Annotated in this window: 21 protein-coding genes; 11 read left to right on the top strand and 10 right to left on the bottom strand. The window is 75.2% G+C overall.

Going from position 1 to position 24,509, the window contains the following annotated elements; all coding sequences use genetic code 11:
- Positions 1-4: 4 nt before the first annotated feature.
- The gene (locus tag KPL60_RS29935; RefSeq protein ID WP_226367882.1) at positions 5-2,023 is read left to right on the top strand and encodes a beta-galactosidase; all 2,019 of its coding nucleotides are present in this window, start codon (positions 5-7) and stop codon (positions 2,021-2,023) included.
- 139 nt (positions 2,024-2,162) lie between these two features.
- On the opposite strand, the gene KPL60_RS29930 is transcribed toward KPL60_RS29935, so the two are convergent.
- Genes KPL60_RS29930 through KPL60_RS29910 form a run of 5 tightly spaced genes read right to left on the bottom strand, consistent with a single transcriptional unit; the run spans position 2,163 to position 6,160 of the window.
- Complete coding sequence (locus KPL60_RS29930; protein WP_226354180.1) at positions 2,163-2,441, bottom strand: HPr family phosphocarrier protein; 279 nt, start codon at positions 2,439-2,441, stop codon at positions 2,163-2,165.
- A 26-nt stretch (positions 2,442-2,467) separates the two neighbouring features.
- On the bottom strand, positions 2,468-3,982 hold the full coding sequence (locus KPL60_RS29925; protein ID WP_062398517.1) for a PTS fructose transporter subunit IIC: 1,515 nt from the start codon (positions 3,980-3,982) through the stop codon (positions 2,468-2,470).
- Positions 3,979-4,428, bottom strand: a complete 450-nt coding sequence (locus KPL60_RS29920) for a PTS sugar transporter subunit IIA (RefSeq protein WP_226354179.1) — start codon at positions 4,426-4,428, stop codon at positions 3,979-3,981. The genes KPL60_RS29925 and KPL60_RS29920 overlap by 4 nt, the downstream gene beginning before the upstream one ends.
- Positions 4,425-5,372 (bottom strand): 1-phosphofructokinase, encoded by a 948-nt coding sequence (gene pfkB, locus KPL60_RS29915; protein ID WP_226356598.1) that lies wholly within the window; start codon positions 5,370-5,372, stop codon positions 4,425-4,427. Before pfkB ends, KPL60_RS29920 begins: the two co-directional genes overlap by 4 nt.
- A gap of 26 nt (positions 5,373-5,398) precedes the next feature.
- Positions 5,399-6,160 carry a DeoR/GlpR family DNA-binding transcription regulator gene (locus KPL60_RS29910; RefSeq protein ID WP_226354178.1) on the bottom strand — a complete coding sequence of 254 codons (762 nt, stop codon included), beginning with the start codon at positions 6,158-6,160 and terminating at the stop codon, positions 5,399-5,401.
- 98 nt (positions 6,161-6,258) lie between these two features.
- Here KPL60_RS29910 and KPL60_RS29905 point away from each other — a divergent pair, with 98 nt between their 5' ends.
- The 4 genes from KPL60_RS29905 to KPL60_RS29890 all read left to right on the top strand — a co-directional run bounded on the left by KPL60_RS29905 (position 6,259) and on the right by KPL60_RS29890 (position 11,069).
- The gene (locus tag KPL60_RS29905; protein WP_226367881.1) at positions 6,259-7,920 is read left to right on the top strand and encodes a phosphoenolpyruvate--protein phosphotransferase; all 1,662 of its coding nucleotides are present in this window, start codon (positions 6,259-6,261) and stop codon (positions 7,918-7,920) included.
- Positions 7,921-8,123: 203 nt separating this feature from the next.
- Positions 8,124-9,755, top strand: coding sequence for a DICT sensory domain-containing protein (locus tag KPL60_RS34345; RefSeq protein ID WP_305080725.1), 1,632 nt, complete (start codon positions 8,124-8,126; stop codon positions 9,753-9,755).
- A 79-nt stretch (positions 9,756-9,834) separates the two neighbouring features.
- Positions 9,835-10,452, top strand: coding sequence for a ClpP family protease (locus KPL60_RS29895; RefSeq protein ID WP_226367880.1), 618 nt, complete (start codon positions 9,835-9,837; stop codon positions 10,450-10,452).
- A 5-nt stretch (positions 10,453-10,457) separates the two neighbouring features.
- Positions 10,458-11,069, top strand: a complete 612-nt coding sequence (locus KPL60_RS29890; RefSeq protein ID WP_062403890.1) for a ClpP family protease — start codon at positions 10,458-10,460, stop codon at positions 11,067-11,069.
- A gap of 11 nt (positions 11,070-11,080) precedes the next feature.
- Here the strand turns inward: KPL60_RS29890 and KPL60_RS29885 are convergent, their stop codons facing one another.
- From KPL60_RS29885 to KPL60_RS29875, 3 genes are all read right to left on the bottom strand, one after another.
- Positions 11,081-11,362, bottom strand: coding sequence for a helix-turn-helix domain-containing protein (locus tag KPL60_RS29885; protein WP_226354176.1), 282 nt, complete (start codon positions 11,360-11,362; stop codon positions 11,081-11,083).
- 71 nt (positions 11,363-11,433) lie between these two features.
- Positions 11,434-12,279, bottom strand: coding sequence for an alpha/beta fold hydrolase (locus KPL60_RS29880; RefSeq protein WP_226367879.1), 846 nt, complete (start codon positions 12,277-12,279; stop codon positions 11,434-11,436).
- Between the two features lie 63 nt (positions 12,280-12,342).
- Positions 12,343-12,663: a metalloregulator ArsR/SmtB family transcription factor gene (locus KPL60_RS29875; RefSeq protein WP_226354174.1), complete on the bottom strand. Its 321-nt coding sequence runs from the start codon at positions 12,661-12,663 to the stop codon at positions 12,343-12,345.
- A 100-nt stretch (positions 12,664-12,763) separates the two neighbouring features.
- Between KPL60_RS29875 and KPL60_RS29870 the strand changes: the two genes are divergently transcribed.
- Positions 12,764-14,695, top strand: coding sequence for a heavy metal translocating P-type ATPase (locus KPL60_RS29870; RefSeq protein ID WP_226367878.1), 1,932 nt, complete (start codon positions 12,764-12,766; stop codon positions 14,693-14,695).
- 22 nt (positions 14,696-14,717) lie between these two features.
- Here the strand turns inward: KPL60_RS29870 and KPL60_RS29865 are convergent, their stop codons facing one another.
- Complete coding sequence (locus KPL60_RS29865; RefSeq protein ID WP_226354172.1) at positions 14,718-15,341, bottom strand: TetR/AcrR family transcriptional regulator; 624 nt, start codon at positions 15,339-15,341, stop codon at positions 14,718-14,720.
- A 96-nt stretch (positions 15,342-15,437) separates the two neighbouring features.
- Between KPL60_RS29865 and KPL60_RS29860 the strand changes: the two genes are divergently transcribed.
- Entirely contained in the window at positions 15,438-17,732 is a 2,295-nt protein-coding gene (locus KPL60_RS29860; RefSeq protein ID WP_226368270.1) for a HAMP domain-containing sensor histidine kinase, read from the top strand.
- Between the two features lie 15 nt (positions 17,733-17,747).
- On the opposite strand, the gene KPL60_RS29855 is transcribed toward KPL60_RS29860, so the two are convergent.
- Positions 17,748-18,437, bottom strand: a complete 690-nt coding sequence (locus tag KPL60_RS29855; protein ID WP_073576792.1) for a response regulator transcription factor — start codon at positions 18,435-18,437, stop codon at positions 17,748-17,750.
- 101 nt (positions 18,438-18,538) lie between these two features.
- On the opposite strand from KPL60_RS29855, the gene KPL60_RS29850 reads away from it, so the two are divergent.
- From KPL60_RS29850 to KPL60_RS29835, 4 genes are all read left to right on the top strand, one after another.
- Positions 18,539-20,137, top strand: coding sequence for a carboxyl transferase domain-containing protein (locus KPL60_RS29850; protein ID WP_226367877.1), 1,599 nt, complete (start codon positions 18,539-18,541; stop codon positions 20,135-20,137).
- Between the two features lie 8 nt (positions 20,138-20,145).
- Positions 20,146-22,230: a biotin carboxylase N-terminal domain-containing protein gene (locus KPL60_RS29845; RefSeq protein WP_226367876.1), complete on the top strand. Its 2,085-nt coding sequence runs from the start codon at positions 20,146-20,148 to the stop codon at positions 22,228-22,230.
- Positions 22,227-23,387, top strand: a complete 1,161-nt coding sequence (locus KPL60_RS29840; RefSeq protein WP_100878929.1) for an acyl-CoA dehydrogenase family protein — start codon at positions 22,227-22,229, stop codon at positions 23,385-23,387. Before KPL60_RS29845 ends, KPL60_RS29840 begins: the two co-directional genes overlap by 4 nt.
- Positions 23,388-23,479: 92 nt before the next feature.
- A complete protein-coding gene (locus KPL60_RS29835) occupies positions 23,480-24,499 on the top strand; it encodes an NADP-dependent oxidoreductase (RefSeq protein WP_226367875.1) in 1,020 nt (339 codons plus the stop codon).
- The last annotated feature ends 10 nt before the right edge of the window (positions 24,500-24,509 follow it).

Here is a 24,509-nt window from a genome sequence, read left to right as displayed (position 1 = left end):
GCGCATGACCCGCTGGCTGCGTCGCACCCCCGGTGCCTCCCGTCCCCGCATCGAGTTCGGGGCCGACTACAACCCCGAGCAGTGGCCGCGCGCGGTGTGGGAGTCCGACGTCGCACTCATGCGCGAGGCAGGCGTGACGGTCGCGACCGTCGGCGTCTTCTCCTGGGCGCTGCTCCAGCCCGCGCCGGACCGCTGGGACCTCGGGTGGCTCGACGACGTGCTGGACCTGCTGCACGCGGGCGGGATCGCCGTCGACCTCGCGACGGGCACGGCGTCACCCCCGCCGTGGCTGCACCACCGGCACCCGGAGATCCTCGCCGTCGACGCCGACGGCCGGACCCTGGCGCCGGGCGGGCGCCAGCACCACCGCCCGACCTCCCCGGTGTTCCGCCGCCACGCCCTCGCCCTGGTCGAGCGGCTCGCCCGCCGCTACGGCGACCACCCCGCGCTCGCCGCCTGGCACGTGTCCAACGAGCTGGGCTGCCACGACGTCCACGACCACTCCGACGACGCCCGGGTCGCGTTCCGGGCCTGGCTGCAGCGCCGCTACGGCGACCTCGACCGGCTCAACCACGCCTGGGGCACCGCGTTCTGGTCCCAGCACTACGGCGACTGGGACGAGATCGGCACCCCGCGCCGCACCGGCCCGGGCACCCACCCGAACCCGACCCAGCAGCTCGACTTCGCCCGCTTCTCCTCCGACGCCCTGCTCGACCACCTGCGCACCGAGCGGGACCTGCTGCGCGATCTCACCCCGGACGTGCCCGTGACCACCAACTTCATGGTGATGGGCGAGACCAGCGGCATGGACTACGCGACCTGGGCGCCCGAGGTCGACATCGTCGCCAACGACCACTACGTGTTCCCCGGCCCGGACGCCCGCGACGAGCTGTCGTTCTCGGCCAACCTCACCGGCAACCTCGCCGGCGGGCACCCGTGGTGGCTGATGGAGCACTCGACGTCGGCGGTGAACTGGCAGCCGGTCAACCGCGCCAAACGCCCCGGGGAGCTCGCCCGCGACGCGCTCACCCACCTCGCGCACGGCGCCGACGCGCTCTGCTTCTTCCAGTGGCGCCAGTCCGCGGCGGGCGCGGAGAAGTTCCACTCGGCGATGGTGCCGCACGCCGGGCCGGCCTCGGCGCTGTTCCGCGACGTCACCGCGCTCGGGGCGACACTGCGCGACCTGGCCCCGGTCGCCGGGGCGCGGCGGGTCCCCGCGCCGGCCGCGGTGCTGTGGGACTGGCCGTCGTGGTGGGCCGCCGAGCAGCCGTTCACCCCGACCACCGAGCTGCGCTACAAGGCCGAGGCGCTCGGCTGGTACCGGGCGTTCCTCGACGCCGGGGTGCGGGCCGACGTCACGTCCGCGGACGCGGACCTGTCCGGCTACGGGCTGGTCGTCGCCCCGGTGCTGCACGTGGTCGGCCCGGACCGGGCGGCCGCGCTGACCGCCTACGTCGGGGCCGGTGGGCACCTGGTCACCACCTACTTCTCCGGCACCGTCGACGACGACGCGCACGCCGTCCTCGGCGGCTACCCGGGCGCGCTGCGCGACCTGCTGGGCATCCGGGTCGAGGAGTTCGCGCCGCTCGACCCGGGCGCCGTCGTCGAGCTCGACGACGGCTCCACCGGTGACCTGTGGAGCGAGGCCGTGCAGGTGGTGGACCCGGCCGTCGAGGTGCTCGCCCGCTGGACCGGCGGCGGCACCGACCCGGCCGCGGGGGACCTCGCCGGGCTGCCCGCGGTGACCCGCCGCCCGGTCGGGGACGGGTCGGCGACCTACGTCCCGACCCGCCTCGCCGACCGCGCCCCGCTGCTGCGACGCCTGCTGGCCGCCGCCGGGATCGCCCCCGAGCTGCCCGGCGAGCTGGTGGGACGGGTGGAGCTGGTCCGCCGCGACGGGTTCCGGTTCGTCGTCAACCGGACCGACGCCCCCGTCGACCTGGGGCCGCTCGGCGCGGCGGAGGTGCTCGCCGGCCCGGCCGGCACCCTGCCCCCGCGCGGGGTGACCGTCCTGCGGGACTGAGCCGCGGGATCGAGCCGCACGTTCCGGCCCCCAAGAGGGCGGACACGTGCGTCTCGGCGGGACCGGGGTGCGGACGGCCGGACGCCCCGCCGCGCGGGAGGCGCGGCGGGGCGTCCGGGTCGTACCGGGTGACGCAGGGTCAGCTCGCGTCGAGGTCCTGCTCCAGCAGCGCGGCCAGGGCCGCGACGGCGGCCTCGCCCTGCTCGTCGTCGGAGGAGGTCAGCACGACCTCCTCGCCGGACTTCACGCCCAGGCCCATCACCGACAGGATCGAGGCGGCGTCGACCGGACCACGCTCGCCGTCGGCGGTCCCGATCCTCACCTTGACCCCCTGCTCCTTGGCGGCGGTCACGAACAGGTTGGCGGGGCGGGCGTGCAGCCCGACCGACGAACCGACCTTCACACGGCGCTCGGCCATGGTGGGTGCTCCTTCTCTCGGGTGGGTCAGCCCGCGACCGGCGCGGCGGCCGGGGCGGTGGCGGTCTGCTCGGCGGCGGCCGGGGCCGGGGTGCGGCGGGCCGACTTCAGGCCGACGACCAGGGCGGCGGAGACCAGGGTGCCCGCGATGATCGCCAGCAGGTAGGCGAACGGGTTGCCGATCAGCGGGACCACGAAGATGCCGCCGTGCGGGGCCCGCAGGGTCGCGCCGAAGGCCATCGACAGCGAGCCGGCCACCGCGGACCCGGCCATCAGCGACGGGATGACCCGCAGCGGGTCGGCCGCGGCGAACGGGATCGCGCCCTCGGTGATGAACGAGGCGCCCAGCAGCCAGGCGGCGCGGCCGTTCTCCTGCTCGGCCTTGGTGAACAGGTTCTTGCGGACGGCGGTGGCCAGGGCCAGCGCCAGCGGCGGGGTCATGCCGGCGGCCATGACCGCGGCCATGATCATCAGCGCGGTCTCGGAGCCGGTGGACAGCCCGGCGACGGCGAAGGCGTAGGCGGCCTTGTTGACCGGGCCGCCCATGTCGAAGGCCATCATCAGGCCGAGCAGGGCGCCGAGCAGGATCGCGTTGGTGCCCGACAGGCCGTTGAGCCAGTTGGTCAGGCCGGTCGTGGCGGCCGCGAGCGGTGTGCCGACGACCAGGAACATGATCGCGCCGACGACGGCGGTACCGATCAGCGGCAGCACCAGCACCGGCATGATCCCGGCCAGGGCGCGCGGCGGCTGCCACAGCTTGAGGCCGTAGATGACCGCACCGGCGAGCAGACCGGCGACCAGGCCGCCGAGGAACCCGGCGTGGGTCTGGACGGCGATCATGCCGCCGACGAAGCCGGGCACCAGGGCCGGGCGGTCGGCGATGGCGTAGGCGATGAAGCCGGCCAGGACCGGGACCAGGAAGCCGAACGCCAGGCCACCGACCTGGAAGAACAGCGCGGCCCAGGACTGCAGGGCACCCGGGTCGAAAACGACCGAGGCGACGCCGTCGTCACCGAAGGAGACGACGTCGGGCGCCTCGGTGATCTGGTAGCCGCCCAGGGCGAAGCCCAGCGCGATCAGCAGACCGCCGGCCGCGACGAACGGGATGACGTAGGAGACGCCGGTCATCAGCCAGCCGCGCAGCTTCGAGCCGAAGCCGGCGCCGAAGTTCTTGGTGTCCAGGTCGGACCCGTCGCGCTGGGCCGGGACGGCGGCCGCGGCCGAGCCCTTCGGCTGCGCGGTCGCCTTCGCGACGGCCTGCTCGATCAGGCCCGGCGCGCCGCCGATGGCCTTCTTGACCGGGGAGGTGACGGTCGGCAGGTGCGCGAAGCGCTCCTTGTCCCGCACCTCGACGTCGGCGGCCAGGATGATCGCCTCGGCCTCGTCGAGCTGGGCCTGGGTGAAGGGCGTCGAGCCCGCGGACCCCTGGGTCTCGACGACGATCTCGTGACCCGCCTCCTCGGCGGCGACCTCGAGGGCCTCGGCGGCCATGTAGGTGTGGGCGATGCCCGTCGGGCATGCGGTGACGGCGAGGAGCTTCACGCTCCCACCTCCTGCTGGATGAAGGTCGCGACGGCGGCCGGGTCGGTGGCGTTGCGGAGCTCGTTCTTGAACGAGGCACGGACCAGGCGACGGGCCAGCGCAGCGAGCACCGTCATGTGGTCGGTGTTCCCGCCCTCGGGGGCGGCGATCATGAAGATGAGGTCGGCGGGGCCGTCCTCGGCGCCGAAGTCGACACCCGACGGCGCGCGGCCGAAGGCCAGCGTCGGCTCGGTGACGGCCGCGGAACGGCAGTGCGGGATGCCGATGCCACCCTCCAGGCCGGTCGGCATCTGGGCCTCGCGGGCCTCGATGTCGGCGAGGAACCGGTCGAGATCGGTGACCCGGCCGGCCTTCACCAGGCGCTCGGCGAGCGCGGTGACGGCGGTCCTGCGGTCGGCCGACGGCACGTCGAGGTCGACCAGATCTGCGGTGATCAGTGCGGTCATGCGGCATCTCCGGTGAGGGCGAGGGTGACGTCCGGCGTGGGGGCCAGTTCGACGTCGTCGATTCGGATGTCGGCCGGACCCGGCGTGGCGGAGCCGGGCAGTCGGCAGGCGGCGGCGCCGTAGGCCACGGCCTGCCGCAGGGCGTCGGGTCCCTCCCCACCCGCGGCCAGGAACCCGGCCAGGGTGGAGTCACCGGCGCCCACCGTGCTGAGCACGGTGATCGGAGGGGTCCGGGCGTGGTACTCGCCGGACCGGTCGACCAGCAGGGCGCCACCGGCGCCCAGGCTGACCAGGACCGCGCCGATCCCGCGGGCACGCAGCTCGCGGGCGGCCAGCAGCACGTCGCCGAGGCTGCCCAGGGGGCGCCCGACGAGCTCGGCCAGCTCGGCGTGGTTGGGCTTCACGAGGTCGGGGGCCGCCGCGACGGCGTGGTGCAGCGGCGCGTCCGAGGTGTCGACGGCGATCCGCAGGCCGGGCCGGCGGCAGCGCCGGACCAGCTCGGCGTAGAAGTCGTCGCCGACGCCCGACGGCAGCGAGCCGCAGCCCACCAGCCAGGTCGCGCCCGCGCCGAGCGCGCAGGCCCGGTCCATCAGGGCCTCGACCTCGTCGGCGGCCAGGTGCGGGCCCCGCTCGTTGATCTTCGTGGTGACGCCGTCCGGCTCGACCAGGGTGATGTTGACCCGGGTGGCCTCGGTGATCGGCACCGCGACGGTGGTGACGTCGGTCGGCTCCAGCAGTGCGGCCAGCCGCTCGCCGGGCGTCGCGCCCGACGGCATCAGCGCCACCGTGCGGTGCCCGGCCGAGGCCAGGGCGCGGGCGACGTTGACGCCCTTGCCGCCGGGGTCGATCCGGACCGACTCGGCCCGGTGGACCTCGCCGCGCACCAGGTGCGGCAGCGCGATGGTCCGGTCCAGGCTCGGGTTCGGGGTGACCGTCACGAACATCCGCGGTGCGGGGACGGAACGGGGTGTCATGCGCGTACCACCTTGGGGCCGGCGGCCTCCAGCGCGGCGGCGTCCGCCGCGTCGAGGCCGGTGTCGGTGATCAGCGTGTCGACCTCGGCCAGCGTGCCGAAGCGGACGAACTGGTCGGAGCCGAACTTGCTGGCGTCGGCGAGGACGACGGTGCGGCGGGCGGCGCGCAGCATCGCCCGCTTGGTCGCGCCCTCGCCGGTGTCGGGTGTGGTGAGGCCGCGTGCCACGGAGAAGCCGTTGGTCCCGATGAAGGCGACGTCGATCGTGAGACCGGCCAGCACCTCGGTGCCCCAGTCGTCGACGGTGGCAAGCGTCGTCCCGCGGACCCGGCCGCCGAGCAGTCGCAGGTCCACGTTCGGGCGCCCGGCCAGCGAGGACGCGATCGGCAGCGAGTTGGTGACGACGGTGACGTCGCGCTCGCGGGGCAGGGTGCTCGCGAGCCGGGAGGTCGTGGTCCCGGCGTCGAGCAGGACGGTCGCGGCGGTGCCCAGCTCGGCGAGGGCGGCCTTGGCGATCCGCTCCTTCTCCGCGCCGAACTGGCTGTCGCGCTGGCCGACCCCGGGCTCGAAGTTCAGCAGGTCCGACGGGATCGCCCCGCCGTGCACCCGCCGGACGAGGGCCTGGCGCTCCAGGGTCCCGAGGTCCCGGCGGATGGTCTCGGGGGTGACATCGAGCTCCTCGGCGACAGCGGCCACGTCGACCCGGCCCCGATCCCGGGTCCGGTCGAGCAGCCACTGCTGACGCTCCGCTGCGTACATCTTCGTTCGCTCCCGCTTCGATGCTTGCTTGTGTCTGAGTATGTGGGTTTTACTGTGTTTGTCAACGGGTCACGTCGAAGTAACCCCGGGAGCCACTCATGCCGAGCACGACCGCCCTCACCGGAATCCCCGCCAGCCCCGGCCGTGCCGGCGGCCGCGTCGTCCGCGTCGCCGAGCCGCCGGGCGAGCCGGCCGCCGGCCCCGCCCCGGCCGACGCCTCCGCCGAGGCCGCGCGGATCGCGCCGGCCGTCGAGCTGGTGTCGCAGCGCCTGACCGCGCGCGCCGCGACCGTCAGCGGGGACGCGCGGGAGGTGCTCGAGGCGACCGTGACGATGGTCGGGGACCCGGCCCTGCTGGAGAGCGCGCAGGACCTGGTCACCGGCCAGGGCCGCCCCGCCGCGCGCGCGGTGTGGGAGGCCGCGAACTCCTTCGCGGAGATGCTGACGTCGATGGGCGGCTACATGGCCGAGCGCGCCCGCGACATCCACGACGTGCGCGACCGCATCGTCGCCGAGCTGCTGGGGCTGCCCGCGCCGGGCGTCGCCGACCTGGACGCGCCCGCCGTGCTCGTCGCGACCGACCTGGCCCCGGCCGACACCGCCGGGCTGAAGCCGGGCGTCGCGCTCGCCCTGGTCACCGAGCAGGGCGGCCCGACCAGCCACACCGCGATCCTCGCGCGTTCGCTGGGGATCCCCGCGGTCGTCGGCTGCGCGGGCGCGACCCGGATCGCCGAGGGTGCCGCGCTGACCGTCGACGGCGGCACCGGTGAGGTCGTCGAGGTCGCCACCCTCGACGAGGCCACCGCGTTCGCCGCCGCCTCCTCGGTCACCGCCGAGTGGGACGGCGTCGGCCGCACCGCCGACGGCCTGGTCGTGCCGGTCCTGGCCAACGTCGGCGACGGCCCCGGCGCGGCGAAGGCCGCGGACGCCCGGGCCGAGGGCGTCGGCCTGTTCCGCACCGAGCTCGCGTTCCTCTCCGCGGCCGAGGAACCCACCGAGGCCGCCCAGCGCGAGGTCTACACCGCGGTGCTGTCCGCGTTCGCCGGCAAGCCGGTCACCGCCCGCACCCTCGACGCCGGCGCGGACAAGCCGCTGCCGTTCCTGTCGCTCGACGGCGAGCCCAACCCGGCGCTGGGCGTGCGCGGCCTGCGGATCGCCCGCGTCCCGGGCAACGGCGACGGCGTGCTGGAGCGCCAGCTCGCCGCGCTCGCCGCCGCGGCGAAGGAGACCGGCGTCGCGCTCAAGGTGATGGCGCCGATGGTCGCCACCGCCGAGGAGGCGCGCTGGTTCGTGCAGCGCTGCCGGGCGCACGGCATCGAGCAGGCCGGCGTGATGATCGAGATCCCGGCCGCGGTGCTCACCGCCGACGAGATCATGGCCGAGGTCGACTTCGTCTCGGTCGGCACCAACGACCTGGCCCAGTACCTGTTCGCCGCGGACCGCCAGTCCGGGCCGGTGGCCGCGCTCAACGACCCGTGGCAGCCGGCGCTGCTGCGGCTGATCGGGTTGCTCGGCGAGGCGTCGGCGCGCACCGGCACCCCGGTCGGGGTGTGCGGCGAGGCCGCGGCCGACCCGGGGCTCGCCGCGGTGCTGGTGGGGCTCGGCGTCGCGAGCCTGTCGATGGGCTCGGGTGCGCTCGCCGCGGTCGGGGCGAACCTGGCCGGGCTGACGGTGGAGCAGTGCCGGGAGCGGGCCCGCGCGGCCTGCGCCGCGGCCGACCCGATCGCGGCCCGCCGGGCCGTCGCCGCCCTCGACGGCTGATCGTCCGTTCGTCGCGTCCGTCCTCCCGCTCGGCCGTGCGGTGGACGGACCGGCGGTCGTCACGCCGCTGGTCGCAGTGACCTGTGGTCCCACCGGACGTACCCGGCCACCGGTTGCCCTCGGCGACCCGCGGTTGTTGGCTCGACACACGGCGTGATCCTGTATCGCGAACCGGGGCGCCGTCCGACGACCGGAGGTCACCCATGTCCGAGGGACCGCTTGCCCACGCCGTCCGGGTGGCCTCGGAGCAGGCCTACGTCGACGGGCTGTCCGAGGGCCGCCGCGAGGCCTGGGAGCGGGCCTCGGGTGCGCGCCCGGAGCCGGCGTCGAAGCGGCTGCTCGTGCACCTGTCGCACTCCATCGAGCGCGCGGTGATGTCCGGGCCGCGGGAGGACCCGACGGTCGTCGTCGCGCTGTTCCAGCAGCTGCGCTTCTTCGACCGCGAGCGCGAGGTCTACGCGCGGATGGCCCAGGCCGGGATGCACGTCGTCGTCGCGTTCGCCGACGGCGGGGTGCACGACGTGCCGGACGGCGTCCACCTCGTGGTGCTGGACCCGGACGAGCCGCTGGCGTCGGAGTGGAGCGTCGTCGCGCTCGGGCCCGGGGCGGGTGCGTTCCTGGTCGCGACCGACCAGTACGCCCGCGACCCGCGCGAGCAGGGCGAGGCCGGGCGGGTGTTCCTCGGACGCTGGGGCTACGCCCGTGCCCAGGCCGGGACCGAGCTCGCGCGGCTGCGGTTCGCGCTGGGGGACCGGCTGCCGTCCTCGGTGCGGCGCACGGTCGACGAGCTGCTCGGCTCCTCGATGCCGACCGGCGGCGACCCGGCGGCCTCGGCGGGCACCACCGGCGAGGCGTGGGCGACGACCTCGCTCAACCACATGATCGACCGGTTGCTGTCGGCCCGGGCCGGCACCCGTGAGCTGCGGTCCCAGCTGGCCGACGCCCAGCGCGCCGCGGCCGCCCGTGCCGCCGCCGCGGTCGACCCGGCGAGCGGCCTGCCCACCGCCGAGGCCCTGGACCGCTTCGCCGGTCCGGCGGGGCCGGAGGCGCTGCCCGTCGGCGTCGCGCTGTTCGACCTGCCCGGCCTCGACGGCTCCGTCGTGCACGACGACGACCGCGCCGCCTGGTTCGCCGCCCACCAGGTCGCGGCGGCGATGACCCAGCCGCTCGGCCCGGTCGATGCGGCCCTGCGGCTGTCCGAGCGCGAGTTCGCGCTGGTCGTGCCCGGTGCCTCGGACCGGCACCTGGCCGGGCTCTGCGACCGGGTCGGCGAGCGGCTGGCGCTGGCCTCGCAGGGCTGGCCGGGCATCGCGCTGGCCGGGCGGGTCGCGTTCGCGGTCACGACGACCCGGCCGCTGCCGCTGGCCGACCTGCGCGAGGCGCTGGCCCACCTGCCTGAGGAACCGGGCGACGCCGGCCCGGTCGACGCCGGCCGGAACCCGGCCGGGGACCGCATCGTCGTCGCGGCGACCGGGCGGGAGGGCGCCCCGCCGCGGCCGTCCCCGGAGCCGTCGGCCGCGGCCCGGCACCGCGGTCCCGACGACGTCGCACCGCGCCCGCGCCCGGCCGGGAACGGCGGCGGGTCCGACGACCCGGTCGCGCCCCCGCCCGACGCGCACGCCCCGCCGCCGCGGCCCGCGCCGGCGCCGCCGCCGTCGCGGCCCCGGCCCTACCTCGACGCGTCCTCGACCGGCCCGCAGCCGGTCACCGGTGAGGCGGCCGCCGACCCGCGGGCCGCGGCGCAGGAGGCGCTGCGCCGCCTGGTCCAGGGCGACCAGGGTGCCGGCTACGACGTGTTCGCCGACCGGCACCCGGGCGGCGGTCACCCCGGCTGACCGGCGCGTTCGCCCTGGGCGGAGCTGCCCAGGGCAGAACCGGGCGCGGACCGGGCCGTCCCCCGGCCACGGTGGGGACATGAGCGACTCACCGCGCACCCCGCGCTTCGACGACCGCGCCCGCCGCGACCTCTACGACCAGCGCGTCGTGGTGCTCGACGGCCCCCTCGACGACGACAACGGCATCCTGCTCGCCACCCAGGTCGTGGCGCTGGCCGCCCGCGACCCGGACGCCGACATCGCCTTCTGGATCCACTCGCCCGGCGGGTCGGTGCCGGCGATGCTGGCGCTGCGGGACCTGTTCCGGCTGGTGCCCTGCGACGTCTCGACGCTCGTGCTCGGCATCGCCTACAGCGCCGGGCAGTTCCTGCTCTCGGCGGGCACCCCGGGCAAGCGGCGCGCGCTGCCGCACTCGCGGGTGCTGATGCACCAGGGCTCGTCGGGGATCGGCGGGACGGCCGTCGACATCGAGCTGCAGGCCGACGACCTGCGCCACACCCGCGACACCGTGCTCGGCCTGATCGCCCAGGACACCGGGCAGCCGGTGGACCGGATCTTCACCGACTCGCTGCACGACCGCTGGTACTCCGCGGCCGAGGCGCTCGACTACGGCTTCGTCGACGCCGTCGTCGACCGGTTCGACCAGGTGGTGCCGCGCCGCGGTGCCGTCCCGACCGGCTTCGGCGTGGGGCGGTGACGGCGGTGAGCACCTACACGATCCCGAACGTCATCGCCCGCACCCCGGGCGGCGAGCGGGTCCTCGACGTCTACTCCCACCTGCTCACCGAGCGGGTCGTCTACCTGGGCACCGAGATCGACGCGGGCGTGGCGAACGCGCTGATCGCCCAGCTGCTGTTCCTGGAGGCCGACGACCCCGACCGCGAGGTGCAGCTCTACGTCAACTGCGGGGGCGGCGATCCCAGCGCGATGCTCGGCATCTACGACACGCTGCGCCACGTCCGCTGCCCGGTCGCGACGACGTGCGTCGGCCAGGCCGTCTCGGTGGGCGCGGTGCTGCTCGCCGCCGGGACCGAGGGTCGTCGCGGCGCGCTGCCGCACGCCCGGGTCGTGCTGCACCAGCCGGCGGCGCAGGGCCGCGGGTCCATCCCGGACCTGATCCTGCAGGCCGACGAACTGGTCCGGATCCGCGCCGACATCGAGGAGATCCTGGCCCGGCACACCGGGCAGACCGTCGAGCGGCTGCGCGCCGACACCGACCACGACCGCGTGTTCACCGCGTCCGCGGCCCGGGACTACGGCCTGCTCGACACCGTGCTCGAACCGCAGCCGCCGCGCACCCGCGAGCGTCGCTGAGCGGCGCCGGGTCAGGCCGCCAGCGCGTAGGCGCACTGCGGCCCGTGCGCCCGCGGCGCCGTCGCGAGACCGTCGGCGACGCCGCGGGTCAGCCCGGCCAGGTCGGTCCCGAGCGCCCCGGCGACGGCGGCGATCATCTCGCTGGAGGGCTCCTTGCGGCCCCGCTCCACCTCCGAGAGGTACTGCGGGGACACCCCGGCGCGCCCGGCCGTCGCGTGCAGGGTCTCGCCGCGGGCGTGCCGCCGTCGTCGCAGCTCACGACCGAGTGCGTGCCGCCAGAGGGGTTCGCTCATGGGGGCACGGTAGGGCCGGACGGCGGCCGCGGTCCCCGGGTTCCGCCCACAGCGGAACCCGGGGCGGGCGCTCAGGCCTTCAGGAAGTCGAGCAGCGCGGCGTTGAACTCGTCGGGGTGGGTCGCGTTGAGACCGTGCGGGCCACCCTCGATCAGCACGAGCTGTGCACCCTCGATCGCCTCGTGCGAGCGCTTGCCGGACACTTCGAACGGGACGATCGCGTCGGCGTCGCCGTGGATGACCAGGGTCGGGATGCCGGCGTCGGAGACCTTCTGCACGTCGTCGCGGAAGTCGGTGCGCCCGAACGCGGTGATGCAGTCCAGGGTGCCCTTCGGCGACGCGAACTCGGCGATCGCGCGGTGGTAGGCACGGTTCGGCTCGCTGATCAGGTCGGTCCGGTCGCCCGCGGCGAAGAAGTTCGACGTGAACTCCTCCAGAAAGGCGATCCGGTCACCGGTGACGCCGCCCTGGAACTGCTCGATCGTGGCGTCGTCGAGACCGCCGTCGGGGTTGTCGTCGGACTGGTAGAGGTACGGCGGGACGGCCGCGGCCAGCACGGCGCGGGCGACCCGGTCGGTGCCGTGCCGCGCGATGTGGCGGACGACCTCGCCGCCGCCCATCGAGAACCCGACGAGGGTGGCCTCGCGCAGGTCGAGGTGCACGAGCAGGGCGTGCAGGTCGTCGGCGAAGGTGTCGTAGTCGTAGCCGTCCCAGGGCTGGGAGGACTGGCCGAAACCGCGACGGTCGTAGGTCACGACCCGGTGACCGGCGTCGACCAGCGCGGGGACCTGCTTCTCCCAGGACCTCCCCGACAGCGGCCAGCCGTGGATCAGCACGACGGGGGCGCCGGAACCCTGGTCGGTGTAGTGCAGCTCGACCGGGCTGCCGTTCTCGGTACCGATGCTGAGCTGGGGCATGGGGTGCTCCTCCGGGAAGATCGGTTGCGTCCTCCCGATTCGCGTACCCGCCCCGCCGCGGGCCTACCCGTCGACGGCCGTGCCCTGCCCGAGCATCCGCTCCAGCACGGCGCGGACGGTCGCGTCCTCCACGGTGTAGTACACGTAGGTCCCCTCGCGCCGGTTCTCGACCAGGCCCGACAGCCGCAGCTTGGACAGGTGCTGGCTCACCGCCGTGGGGGCGGCGCCGACCAGGTCGGCGAGGCAGGCCACCGAGGACTCGCCCTGCAGCAGCGCCCAGAGGATCTTGACCCGGGTCGGGTCGGAGAGCATGCGCATCGCGTCCGCCACCCGGCGGACCTCGTCCTCGGGCGGCATCGCGAAGCCGTGGATGGACTCGTGCACGACGCCGAGGATACCTGCGTGACTGCGCGGATGGTCCACCGTCTCACCATCTGGATGGCTGGCTGCGTATCTTCGTGCATGCGCAGGTATGGTTCCACGCATGCGATCCGCTCTGACCCTGCCCGAGGTCCGCTGGGCCGGGGCCTCCCTGCTGGCCTTCCTGGCCGCGCTCGGGGCCGACCTGCTCGGCGCGCCGTCCGCGGTGGTCGTCGGCCTGTACCTGGCCTGCTACGTCCTCGGCGGCTGGGAGCCCGCGCTCGAGGGCCTGCGCGCGCTCGGGGAGAAGCGGCTCGACGTCGACCTGCTGATGATCGTCGCCGCGGTCGCGGCCGCCGCGATCGGACAGTGGTTCGACGGCGGCCTGCTCGTCGTCATCTTCGCGACGTCCGGCGCGCTGGAGTCGGTCATGACCGCCCGCACCCGGGCCGGCATCCACGCGCTGCTCGACCTCGCCCCGGAGACGGCCACCGTCGCCGACGACGACGGCACCGAGCGCACCCTCCCGGCGGCCGGGCTCGTCGCGGGGCAGGTCGTGGTCGTCCGGCCGGGGGAGCGGGTCCCCGGCGACGGCACCGTGCTCGACGGGGTGTCGGAGGTCGACACCTCCGCGCTGACCGGGGAGCCGGTCCCGGCCCGCACCGGCCCCGGCGACGCGGTGCTCGCGGGCACCGTGAACGGCACCGGCGTGCTGCGGGTCCGGGTCTCGCGGGACGCGGCGGACACCGTCGTCGCGGGGGTCGCGGCGCAGGTCGAGCGGGCCGCGGAGACCAAGGCGGGCCGCCAGCTGTTCATCGAGCGCGTCGAGCAGCGCTACTCGGTGCTGGTCGTCGCGGGGACGGTGCTGCTGCTCACCGTGCCGCTGCTGCTCGGCGCCCCGTTCCAGGAGACGCTGCTGCGCGCGATCGTCTTCATGATCGTGGCCTCGCCGTGCGCGATCGTGCTCGCGACGATGCCGCCGCTGCTCGCCGCGGTCGCGGTGTCCGGCCGGCGCGGGACGCTGGTCAAGGACGTCACCGTGCTGGAGGCGCTCGCCGAGGTCGACACCGTGGTGCTCGACAAGACCGGCACGCTGACCTCCGGCCGCCCGCAGGTGGTGTCGGTGACCCCGCTCGGGTCCCGGCGCGCCGACGAGCTGCTCGCCCTGGCCGGGGCCGCCGAGGCCGGCAGCGAGCACGTGCTGGGCCGGGCGGTGCGCGCGCACGCCCTGGAGCGCGGCCTGCACCTGCCCCACGCCGAGGGGTTCACCGCGGTCCCGGGCGAGGGTGTGCGGGCGGTCGTCGGCGGGCGGAGCGTCGCCGTCGGGCGCCCGGAGCTCGCCGGTGACGTGGAGGTCCCCGGGGTCGCCGCGCTGCAGGAGGCGGGGCGGACCGCCGTCGTCGTGCTGGTGGACGGCGAGCCCGCCGGGGTGGTCGGGCTGTCCGACGAGCCGCGTCCGGGTGCCGCGACCGCGCTGGCCGCGCTGCGCCGCGAGGTCGGCGGCGACCCGCAGGTCCTCACCGGCGACGCCGAGCGCCCGGCCCGGGTGCTCGCCGGGCGGCTCGGCCTGACCCGGGTGCGGGCCGGGCTGCTGCCCGACGGCAAGGTCGAGGTCGTCCGCGCCGAGCAGGCCCGGGGCCGCCGGGTGCTCGCCGCGGGGGACGGCATCAACGACGCGCCGCTGCTCGCGTCGGCCGACGTCGGGCTCGTCGTCTCCGAGGGGGCGGGGGCGCTGTCCCTGGACGCCGCCGACGGCGTGCTCACCCGCGACCCGCTCGGCTCGCTGGCCCCGCTGGTCGTGCTGGCCCGGCGGGCGCGGCGGATCGCGCGGGCGAACCTGGCCTTCGCCGCCGCGGTGGTCGTCGTCCTGGTCGGGTGGGACCTGGTCGGGACGTTGCCGCTGGTCGTCGGCGTCGCCGGGCACGAGCTGTCCACGGTGCTGGTGTGCCTGAACGGGCTGCGGCTGCTCGTAGTCGCGCGCCGGGAGGACCGGCGGGCCCGGGCCGCCGTCGCGCCGGTCGCCGTGGCCGCCGAACGGGAGCGCGTCGGGGTCTGACGGGTGCTCGGCCCGGAGCTGGTCAGGCCGGGTCGACCGCCAGCGCGGCCAGCGCCATCCGGCGCAGCACCGCGGCCCGGGCGTCCGCCCCGCGCGGGGACGGCTGCTCGGCCCGCGGCGCGTACGGCGTGGAGTTGAGCAGGCCGAACACCCCGTGGGCGACGGTGCGGGCCTCGGCCGGGGCGACGTCGGGGTGCGCCCGGCGCAGCGTGTCCACCCACAGCTCGACGTAGGTGCGCTGCAGCCGCCGCACGGTGCGGCGCGGCTCCTCGGGCAGGTTCGCCAGGTCCCGGTCCTGCACGACGATCAGCTCCGGCTCGCGGGTCGCGAACGCGACGTGGAAGTCGACGAGGTCGGCCAGCGCGGCACGGGGGTCGTCGTGGTGCACGCGGGCGCGGCCGCCGTCGAGCAGGCGCTCGGAGATGTCGATGAGCAGCTCGGCGAGCAGCGCCTCCTTGCCGGGGAAGTGCCGGTAGAGGGCGGGGCCGCTGACACCGACCGCGGCGCCCAGGTCGGCGATGCTCACCCCGTGGAAGCCGTGCCGGGCGAACAGCCGGGCCGCCTCGGTGAGGATCTGCTCGCGCCGCGACGGGGCCTCCGTGCGCGCGCCCGCGCCGTCCGCGGGGGAGGGTCCTGCTGCGACCATCGGACGATCGTAGCGTCGTCGGTTAACGGTTGTTAACGCGCCGTGCGGTCCGTCTCAGGCTCCGCACAGGTCGGCGGCGATACCCTCGTGAGCGTGATGAGGACCCTGCGCCGGATGCGCGAGCGTCTCGGCGTGCGCGCCGCGTCCGCCCTCGCGGCGGCGACGGCGGTCGCGATGGTGCTCGTCGTCGCCGGTGTGTCGCTGGTGCTGATCCTCGAGAGCCAGCTGAAGCGCAACACCGAGGAGGCCCTGCTGGCCAACGCCCAGCAGGTGGCCGAGCGCATCCAGGCCAACTTCGCCGACTACCGCCCCGGCGACCCGGCCAAGGAGAACGCGGTGGTGACCACCGCCCGCCGCACCGACCTGGTGCAGGTCGTCACGGCCTGGAGCGACCGGACCGGCGCGCCCGACGACCGGGTCGGGTCGAACGGCGAGGGCCGCAACATCGAGGTGTTCGCCTCGTCCGAGCCGCTGGACGGCCAGCCGAAGCTGGTGGACTGGGTCCTCGCCCCGCACGAGACGCGCTCCCAGATGGACGTGCCGGTCACCTTCCACGACGCGGGCGGCCCGGAGCCCGACGCCGGGCCGCTGCAGACCGAGAACATGATGGTCGTCGGGCTCGGCGTGCGGGCCTTCGACCGGCCGATCACGATCTACTCCGCCCAGCCGACCGACCAGATGCACAGCGCCGTCGACCTCGTGACCTGGCTCGTCGCGGGCGGGGTCCCGCTGCTGGTGCTGGTCGCGGGCGGCTTCACCTATCTGTTCGCCGGCCGTGCGCTGCGCCCGGTGGAGGACATGCGGTCCCGGGTCGCCGGGATGGGCGACAAGGACCTCTCCCAGCGCGTCGACGAGCCGGCCGCCCGCGACGAGGTCGGCCGTCTCGCCCGCACCATGAACCAGATGCTCGGGCGGATCGAGTCCTCCCAGGCGACCCAGCGCCGCTTCGTCGCCGACGCCAGCCACGAGCTGCGCAGCCCGCTCGCGACCGTGTCGACCGGTCTGGAGCTGCTCGGCTCGGGCATGCCGGAGGCGTCCGCGGACCGGGCCACCGTCGACGTCCTGCGCGGGGAGGCCTCCCGGCTGACCGGCCTGGTCGAGAACCTGCTGTTCCTCGCCCGTGCCGACGAGCGCGGCATCGCGCCGCGCCGCGAGGAGGTCGACCTCGACGAGATCGCCGACGCCGAACGGGAGCGTCCGTCGGCCGAGACCGCCGTCGCGGTCCGGGTGACCAGCGAGCCCGTCCGGGTGGTCGGCGACCGCGGGCAGCTGGTCCGGGTGCTGCGCAACCTGGTCGACAACGCCAAGCGGCACGCGTCGTCGACGGTCGCGGTGTCGGTCCGGGCCGAGGGCGACCTCGCGGTGATCGAGGTCGACGACGACGGCAACGGCGTCCCCGAGGCCGACCGCGCCCGGGTCTTCGAGCGCTTCGTGCGGCTCGACGAGGCCCGCTCCCGCGGCGACGGCGGCTCCGGGCTCGGCCTGGCGATCGTCGCCGAGCTGGTCGCGGCGCACGGCGGGACCGTGGAGGCGACCTCGTCGCCGGAGCTGGGCGGGGCCCGGTTCCGGGTCACCGTGCCCGCCGTGACGGCGCCGCTTCCCGAGGAGGAGACCCCCGAACCGGTGGAGGCCGACCACGCCGGTGCCGGGCCCGACGGCGAGCCGGCCGCGGAGCTGTGCGACGACCGGCCCTCCGGCCCGATCCCGCGGGTGACCGCGCGGTCGCCGTGGGCGCGGGCCGAGGAGCCCGCCGACTTCGGCCCGGACGCGTGGCTGGGGCAGGGCGGCGCCGACCACGGGACACCGGAGCACGGCACGGCGCGGAACGTCACGGCGCAGAACGGTGCGGAGCAGCCCGACCCGGCGCGGAACGGTGCGGCGCGGAACGGTGCGGCGCAGGGCGGCGCGGCGTCGGGCGGCACCGCTCCGGTCCGCCCGGTCATGGGCTCCGCGGTCGCTCCCGAGGGCTCCGTGGGGGCGGGCGCGTCGGCGCGCGGGACCGCCGCTGCGGATGGCATGATGCGCACGCCCGGTGACCCGGCCGTCACCCACGGCTCGGGCACGGACGGTCGGACCCCGGACAGCGGTCCGGTGACGACCCCGCCCGACCCGGAGGACGACGTGTCCGCACCACCCGCCCGCAGTCGTCTCGACCCGCCGACCGGTCCGCTGCCGATCCGGCCGAACACCGTCGGCAGCCCGTTCGACGAGAACGCCACCCGGCCGTTGCCGGTCGTCACGCCGCGTGGGCAGCGGGGCCGTGGCGGCACCGCCGTCGCCAGCCGGGAGACGGCCCGTGACACCCGGGACACCGGGCGCGAGCCCGCCCGGGCCGAGCGGGAGCCGGTCGGGACGCCGTCGCCGCGGCGGCCGTTCGACCGTCGTCGCTGAGCGGGTCCCCGCAGGTCAGCGGGGCGGCGCGGGCGCGGGCTCGGACATCCGGTAGCCGACGCCGCGCAGCGTCTCGATGCTGTGCGTCCCGAACGGTGCGTCGATCTTGCGGCGCAGGTAGCCGACGTAGACCTCGACGACGTTGACCTCGCCGTCGTAGTGGGCGTCCCAGACCGAGCGCAGGATGTCGGTCTTGGTCACGACCTGCCCGGTGTTCTGCATCAGGTGCTCGAGCACGCCGAACTCGCGCGGGGTCAGCGGGATCTCGGTCTCGCCGCGGTGCACCCGGTGTGTGCCCGGGTCCAGGCTGAGGTCCCCGACCCGCAGGACGGTCGGTGCGGCCTCCCCGGCCCGGCGCAGCAGCGCGCGCAGTCGCGCCTGCAGCACGACGAACGAGAAGGGCTTGGTCAGGTAGTCGTCCGCGCCGAGGTCGAAGGCGTCGGCCTCGTCGTACTCGCCGTCCTTGGCGGTCAGCATGAGCACCGGCGTCCACACGCCGCGGTCGCGCAGGTGCTGCAGGATCCGGTAGCCCGACAGGCCCGGCAGCATGATGTCGAGGATGACCACGTCGTGCCGGCCGGTCAGCGCGAGCTGCAGCCCGGTGGGGCCGTCGTGCGCGACCTCCACCTCGTGCCCCTCCCCGGCGAGGCCGCGGCGGACCAGCTCGGCGAGCGGCTTCTCGTCCTCGACCAGTAGCAGGCGCACGCACCCAGCCTAGTCCGCGGGACGCCGGCTCTGGACGCCACGTGTTAACAACCGCTAACCTGTTAACGGTCATTAACAGACAGCGTTCCCCGGGAGGTCCGATGACGGCACCGCAGGCCCCACCCGCGCCGGCCCCGGAGGCCCCGCGGCTCGGCACGGCGGTGGATCCGGCCGACCCGCGCGCCGCGGAGAACGACGCCGCGCACCGCGCCCTGGTCGCCGACCTGCGCGACCGGCTGGAGCGGACCCGGCTCGGCGGGCCGGAGCGCTCGCGGGCCCGGCACGTCGAGCGCGGGAAGCTGCTGCCGCGCGACCGGGTGGACGCGCTGGTCGACCCGTCGTCGCCGTTCCTGGAGCTGTCCCCGCTGGCCGCGAACGGCATGTACGACGACCAGGCCCCCGGCGCCGGGATGATCACCGGGGTCGGGCGGGTCGCCGGCCGGGAGGTCGTGGTCGTCGCCAACGACGCGACCGTCAAGGGCGGCACCTACTACCCGATGACGGTCAAGAAGCACCTGCGCGCGCAGGAGGTGGCGCTGCACAACCGGCTGCCCTGCGTGTACCTGGTGGACTCCGGGGGCGCGTACCTGCCCGAGCAGGACGACGTGTTCCCCGACCGCGAGCACTTCGGCCGGATCTTCTACAACCAGGCGCAGATGTCCGGGCAGGGCATCCCGCAGATCGCCGCCGTCCTCGGCTCCTGCACCGCGGGTGGCGCCTACGTCCCCGCGATGAGCGACGAGGCCGTCATCGTCCGCAACCAGGGCACGATCTTCCTGGGCGGACCGCCGCTGGTGAAGGCCGCGACCGGCGAGGTCGTCACCGCCGAGGAGCTGGGCGGCGGGGACCTGCACGCGAAGGTCTCCGGCGTCACCGACCACCTCGCCGTCGACGACGCCGATGCGCTCGCCCGGGTCCGCGCGATCGTCGCGACGCTCGGTCCGCGCGCCCCGCGGCCGTGGGAGGTGCGCCCCACCGAGGAGCCCGCCGTCGACCCCGCCGGGCTCTACGCCGCGGTGCCCACCGACACCCGCACCCCCTACGACGTGCGCGAGGTCATCGCCCGCGTCGTCGACGGCTCGCGGTTCGCCGAGTTCAAGTCCGAGTACGGCACCACCCTGGTCACCGGGTTCGCCCGGATCCACGGCCACCCGGTCGGGATCGTCGCGAACAACGGGATCCTGTTCTCGGAGTCCGCGACCAAGGGCGCGCACTTCGTCGAGCTGTGCGACCAGCGCGGCATCCCGCTGGTGTTCCTGCAGAACATCTCCGGCTTCATGGTCGGCCGCGAGTACGAGGCGGGCGGCATCGCCCGCAACGGCGCGAAGATGGTCACCGCCGTCGCCTCCACCCGGGTGCCGAAGCTGACCGTCGTCATCGGCGGGTCCTTCGGCGCCGGCAACTACGCGATGTGCGGGCGGGCGTACTCGCCGCGGTTCCTGTTCATGTGGCCCAACGCCCGCATCTCGGTCATGGGCGGCGAGCAGGCCGCCACCGTGCTCGGCACCGTCGGCAACGCCGACCCGGACGCGATCCGCGCCCAGTACGAGGAGCAGGGACACCCCCTCTACTCCACCGCCCGGCTGTGGGACGACGGCGTCATCGACCCCGCCGACACCCGCACCGTCCTCGGGCTGTCCCTGTCCGTCGCCGCCAACGCGCCCCTGGCCGACCCGGCCTTCGGCGTCTTCCGGATGTGAGGCCCCCCATGGGATCGGCACTGTTCGACACCGTCCTGGTCGCGAACCGCGGCGAGATCGCGGTCCGCGTCATCCGCACCCTGCGCTCGCTGGGCGTCCGGTCGGTCGCCGTCTACTCCGACGCCGACGCCGCGGCCCCGCACGTCCGCGCCGCCGACGAGGCCGTCCGGATCGGCCCGGCCGCCGCCGGCGAGTCCTACCTGTCGGTGGAGAACGTGATCGCCGCCGCCCGGGCGACCGGTGCGCAGGCGATCCACCCCGGCTACGGCTTCCTGTCCGAGAACACCGCGTTCGCCGCCGCGTGCGAACAGGCGGGGATCGCCTTCGTCGGGCCGCCGTCGTCGGCGATCGAGGCGATGGGCGACAAGATCCGCGCCAAGCAGACCGTCGCCAAGGCCGGGGTGCCGGTCGTGCCCGGCTCCGACGGCTCCGGCCTCACCGACGACGACCTGGCCGCCGTCGTCGCCGACATCGGGTACCCGGTGCTGCTCAAGCCGTCCGCGGGCGGCGGGGGCAAGGGCATGCGCGAGGTGTACTCCCCGGAGCAGCTGGCCGACGCGATCGCCGGTGCGCGCCGCGAGGCCCGCGGCTCCTTCGGCGACGACACCCTGCTCGTCGAGCGGCTGGTCACCACGCCGCGGCACATCGAGATCCAGGTGATGGCCGACGCGCACGGCGCCGTCGTGCACCTCGGCGAGCGCGAGTGTTCGCTGCAGCGCCGCCACCAGAAGATCATCGAGGAGGCGCCGTCGGCTCTGCTCACCCCCGCGCAGCGCGACGAGATGGGCCGCGCCGCCTGCGAGGCCGCCCGCAGCGTCGGCTACACCGGGGCCGGGACCGTCGAGTTCATCGTGAGCTCGGACCGTCCCGACGAGTTCTTCTTCCTCGAGATGAACACCCGCCTGCAGGTCGAGCACCCGGTCACCGAGGAGGTCACCGGCCTGGACCTGGTCGAGCTGCAGCTGCGCGTCGCCGCGGGGGAGCCGCTGCCGATCACCCAGGACGACGTGGTGCTCACCGGGCACGCGATGGAGGCCCGGGTGTACGCCGAGGCCACCGCCGTGTCCGGCGACGCGCTCACCTTCCTCCCCTCCGGCGGGCCGGTGCTGGACTGGACGCCGCCGCCCGGGGTGCGGGTCGACGCCGGGATCGAGACCGGCACCGTCGTCGGGTCCGACTACGACCCGATGCTGGCCAAGGTCGTCGCCCACGGCGCCACCCGCGACGAGGCGCTGCGCCGGCTCGACGCCGCGCTGCGCGACACGGTGCTGCTCGGGCTCGACTCCAACATCGGGTTCCTGCGGGCCCTGCTCGCCGACGACGACGTCCGCGCCGGTGACCTCGACACCGGGCTGATCGCCCGGCGCGGCGCCGCGCTCGTCGACGACACGGTGCCCGCCGACGTCCTCGGTGCGGTCGCCGGTCTCGGGCTGCTGCGCCGGGAGCCGGCCGGGCCCGTGGTGGACCCCTTCGACGTCCCCGGTGGCTGGCGGGTCGGGGAGCCCGCCTGGACGGTGAGCCGCCTGGTCACCGGGGGCGCCGACGGTGCGGTCGAGGTGCGGGCCCGCGGCCGGGCGGCCGGGTTCGACCTGGCTTTGCCCACCGCCGGTGGAGCGGCGGACGGGGACGCGGGGGACACCGCCGTCCCGGCATCGGCGACGCCCGCCACGGCCGCCGTCCGGTGCCGCACCGTCGCCGTCGCACCGGGGGTCGTGGAGCACACCCAGGGCGGCCGCACCCGCCGGTTCGCCGTCGCCGAGGGTGCCGACGGGGTCGTCTGGATCGGCCGCGACGGGCACGCCTGGGGCGTGCGCGAGCAGGCGCCGACGGAGGCCGCCGCGGCCGCCGGCGGTGCGGGCGGGCCGGTCGTCTCGCCGATGCCGGGGACGGTGACCGTCGTCGAGGTCGCCGATGGGGACGCCGTCGTCGCAGGTCAGAAGTTGGTCGTCGTCGAGGCCATGAAGATGGAACACGTGCTCACCGCCCCCGTCGACGGGACGGTGCGCGAGCTGAGGGCCCGGGCCGGAGCCACCGTCGCGAAGGACGCGGTGCTGCTCGTGGTCGAGCCCGCCACCCAGGAGGAGCAGGCATGACCACCGCCCAGGACACCACCACCGCCGAGGAGTACGAGGCGCTGCGCGCCTCGGTCGAGGAGTTCGCCCGCAAGGAGGTCGCGCCCGTCATCGGCGACCTCTACATCCGCGAGGAGTTCCCCTACGACATCACCGCCAAGATGGGCGAGATGGGCCTGTTCGGCCTGCCCGTCCCCGAGTCCTACGGCGGCATGGGCGGCGACTACCACGCCCTCTGCCTGGCCCTGGAGGAGCTGGCCAGGGTCGACTCCTCGGTCGCGATCACCGTGGAGGCCGGCGTCGGGCTCGGTGCCATGCCGATCCTGCGCTTCGGCACCGACGAGCAGAAGGCGCGCTGGCTGCCCGACCTGGCCGCGGGCCGCACCCTCGGCGCGTTCGGCCTCACCGAGCCGGGCGGCGGCTCCGACGCCGGCGCCACCCGCACCACGGCCCGGCTCGACGGCGACGAGTGGGTGATCAACGGGTCGAAGTGCTTCATCACCAACTCCGGCACCGACATCACCTCGGTCGTCACCGTCACCGCCGTCACCGGCGAGAAGCCCGACGGCCGCAAGGAGATCTCGGCGATCCTCGTCCCGGCGGGCACGCCCGGGTTCACGGTGAGCGAGAAGTACTCCAAGGTCGGCTGGAACTGCTCCGACACCCGCGAGCTCTTCTTCGACGACGTCCGCGTCCCCGCGGCGAACCTGCTCGGCGAGCGCGGCCGCGGCTACGCCCAGTTCCTGTCCATCCTCGACGAGGGCCGGGTCGCGATCGCGGCGCTGGCGACCGGGCTGGCCCAGGGCTGCGTCGACGAGTCCGTCCGCTACGCCGGCGAGCGCGAGGCGTTCGGGAACACCATCGGCTCCTACCAGGCGATCCAGTTCAAGATCGCCGACATGGAGGCCCGCGCGCACACCGCCCGGCTGGCCTGGCAGCACGCCGCGCGGCTGCTCGTCGCGGGGGAGCCGTTCAAGAAGGAGGCGGCGATCGCCAAGCTCGTCTCGTCGAACGCCGCGATGGACAACGCGCGCGACGCCACCCAGATCTTCGGCGGCTACGGCTTCATGAACGAGTACCCGGTCGGGCGGTTCTACCGCGACGCGAAGATCCTCGAGGTCGGCGAGGGCACCTCCGAGGTGCAGAAGATGCTGATCGCGCGGCACCTGGGCCTGTAGCGACGATCCGTTCGGTCACCGAACGACATTCCCGTCACGCGCGTGACGACCGTGATGCGGTGCCGCGCGCGTGACGGGGGTAGACCGGTGTCATGAGCAACGAGGTCAACCACCAGGTACGGCTCGCCGCACGCCCGCAGGGCACCCCCGGCCCGGAGGTGTGGGAGCACACCACCGAGCCGGTGCCCGAGCCCGGCGAGGGCCGCATCGTCGTCCGGATCAGCCACATCTCGCTGGACCCGGCGATGCGCGGCTGGATGAACGAGGGGCGTTCGTACGCGCCCCCGGTCGGGATCGGCGAGGTGATGCGCGCGCTCGGCCTCGGTGAGGTCGTCGCGTCGAAGAACGCCGACTTCGCCGTCGGCGACACCGTCACCGGTGTGCTCGGCGTGCAGGAGTACGTGGAGAGCGACGGCCGCGGCCTGCAGAAGGTCTCCCCGACCGCGGACGTGCCGCCGGAGCGCTACCTCGCGCTGCTCGGCATGACCGGCATGACCGCCTACTTCGGGCTGTTCGACGTCGGCGCCCTCAAGGAGGGGGAGACGGTCGTCGTCTCCGGTGCGGCCGGCGCCGTCGGGTCGGTGGTCGGGCAGCTCGCGAAGGTCAAGGGCGCCCGGGTCATCGGCATCGCGGGCGGCCCCGAGAAGTGCGCGTGGATCACCGACGACCTCGGGTTCGACGCCGCGATCGACTACCGCTCCGACAACGTGTCGCAGCGACTCAAGGAGCTCGCCCCCGAGGGCGTCGACGTCTACTTCGACAACGTCGGCGGGGACATCCTCGACGCCGTGCTCGGCAGGCTCGCGATGCACGCCCGCGTCGTCATCTGCGGGGCGATCAGCCAGTACAACGCCGAGGGCGGCATGACCGGCCCGAAGAACTACATGAACCTGCTGGTCAGCCGGGCCCGCATGGAGGGCTTCCTGGTCGGGGACTACATCCCCCGCTGGGGCGAGGCCGGCACCGAGCTCGCCGGCTGGCTCGCCGACGGGCGCCTGCACAGCCGTGAGGACGTCGTCGACGGCGCCGTGTCCGACTTCCCGGAGGTGTTCCTCAAGCTGTTCCGCGGCGAGAACACCGGCAAGCTCGTGCTCCGGCTGAACCGGGCCTGATCCCGACCGG

This window comes from Pseudonocardia sp. ICBG162, from assembly GCF_020496225.1.
GTDB classification, from domain to species: domain Bacteria; phylum Actinomycetota; class Actinomycetes; order Mycobacteriales; family Pseudonocardiaceae; genus Pseudonocardia; species Pseudonocardia alni.
The sequence above is the reverse complement of the archived record's forward strand: the minus strand, read 5'-3'. Positions and strand labels throughout refer to the sequence as shown.

What these genes read in the sequence shown, in the direction of transcription:
- KPL60_RS29935 (WP_226367882.1), top strand. Translation starts at nt 5, where the DNA reads ATGACCCGCTGGCTGCGTCGCACCCCCGGTGCCTCCCGTCCCCGCATC.
- KPL60_RS29930 (WP_226354180.1), bottom strand. Translation starts at nt 2,441, where the DNA reads ATGGCCGAGCGCCGTGTGAAGGTCGGTTCGTCGGTCGGGCTGCACGCC.
- KPL60_RS29920 (WP_226354179.1), bottom strand. Translation starts at nt 4,428, where the DNA reads ATGACCGCACTGATCACCGCAGATCTGGTCGACCTCGACGTGCCGTCG.
- pfkB (WP_226356598.1), bottom strand. Translation starts at nt 5,372, where the DNA reads ATGTTCGTGACGGTCACCCCGAACCCGAGCCTGGACCGGACCATCGCG.
- KPL60_RS29910 (WP_226354178.1), bottom strand. Translation starts at nt 6,160, where the DNA reads ATGTACGCAGCGGAGCGTCAGCAGTGGCTGCTCGACCGGACCCGGGAT.
- KPL60_RS29905 (WP_226367881.1), top strand. Translation starts at nt 6,259, where the DNA reads ATGCCGAGCACGACCGCCCTCACCGGAATCCCCGCCAGCCCCGGCCGT.
- KPL60_RS34345 (WP_305080725.1), top strand. Translation starts at nt 8,124, where the DNA reads ATGTCCGAGGGACCGCTTGCCCACGCCGTCCGGGTGGCCTCGGAGCAG.
- KPL60_RS29895 (WP_226367880.1), top strand. Translation starts at nt 9,835, where the DNA reads ATGAGCGACTCACCGCGCACCCCGCGCTTCGACGACCGCGCCCGCCGC.
- KPL60_RS29885 (WP_226354176.1), bottom strand. Translation starts at nt 11,362, where the DNA reads ATGAGCGAACCCCTCTGGCGGCACGCACTCGGTCGTGAGCTGCGACGA.
- KPL60_RS29880 (WP_226367879.1), bottom strand. Translation starts at nt 12,279, where the DNA reads ATGCCCCAGCTCAGCATCGGTACCGAGAACGGCAGCCCGGTCGAGCTG.
- KPL60_RS29870 (WP_226367878.1), top strand. Translation starts at nt 12,764, where the DNA reads ATGCGATCCGCTCTGACCCTGCCCGAGGTCCGCTGGGCCGGGGCCTCC.
- KPL60_RS29865 (WP_226354172.1), bottom strand. Translation starts at nt 15,341, where the DNA reads ATGGTCGCAGCAGGACCCTCCCCCGCGGACGGCGCGGGCGCGCGCACG.
- KPL60_RS29860 (WP_226368270.1), top strand. Translation starts at nt 15,438, where the DNA reads ATGAGGACCCTGCGCCGGATGCGCGAGCGTCTCGGCGTGCGCGCCGCG.
- KPL60_RS29850 (WP_226367877.1), top strand. Translation starts at nt 18,539, where the DNA reads ATGACGGCACCGCAGGCCCCACCCGCGCCGGCCCCGGAGGCCCCGCGG.
- KPL60_RS29845 (WP_226367876.1), top strand. Translation starts at nt 20,146, where the DNA reads ATGGGATCGGCACTGTTCGACACCGTCCTGGTCGCGAACCGCGGCGAG.
- KPL60_RS29840 (WP_100878929.1), top strand. Translation starts at nt 22,227, where the DNA reads ATGACCACCGCCCAGGACACCACCACCGCCGAGGAGTACGAGGCGCTG.
- KPL60_RS29835 (WP_226367875.1), top strand. Translation starts at nt 23,480, where the DNA reads ATGAGCAACGAGGTCAACCACCAGGTACGGCTCGCCGCACGCCCGCAG.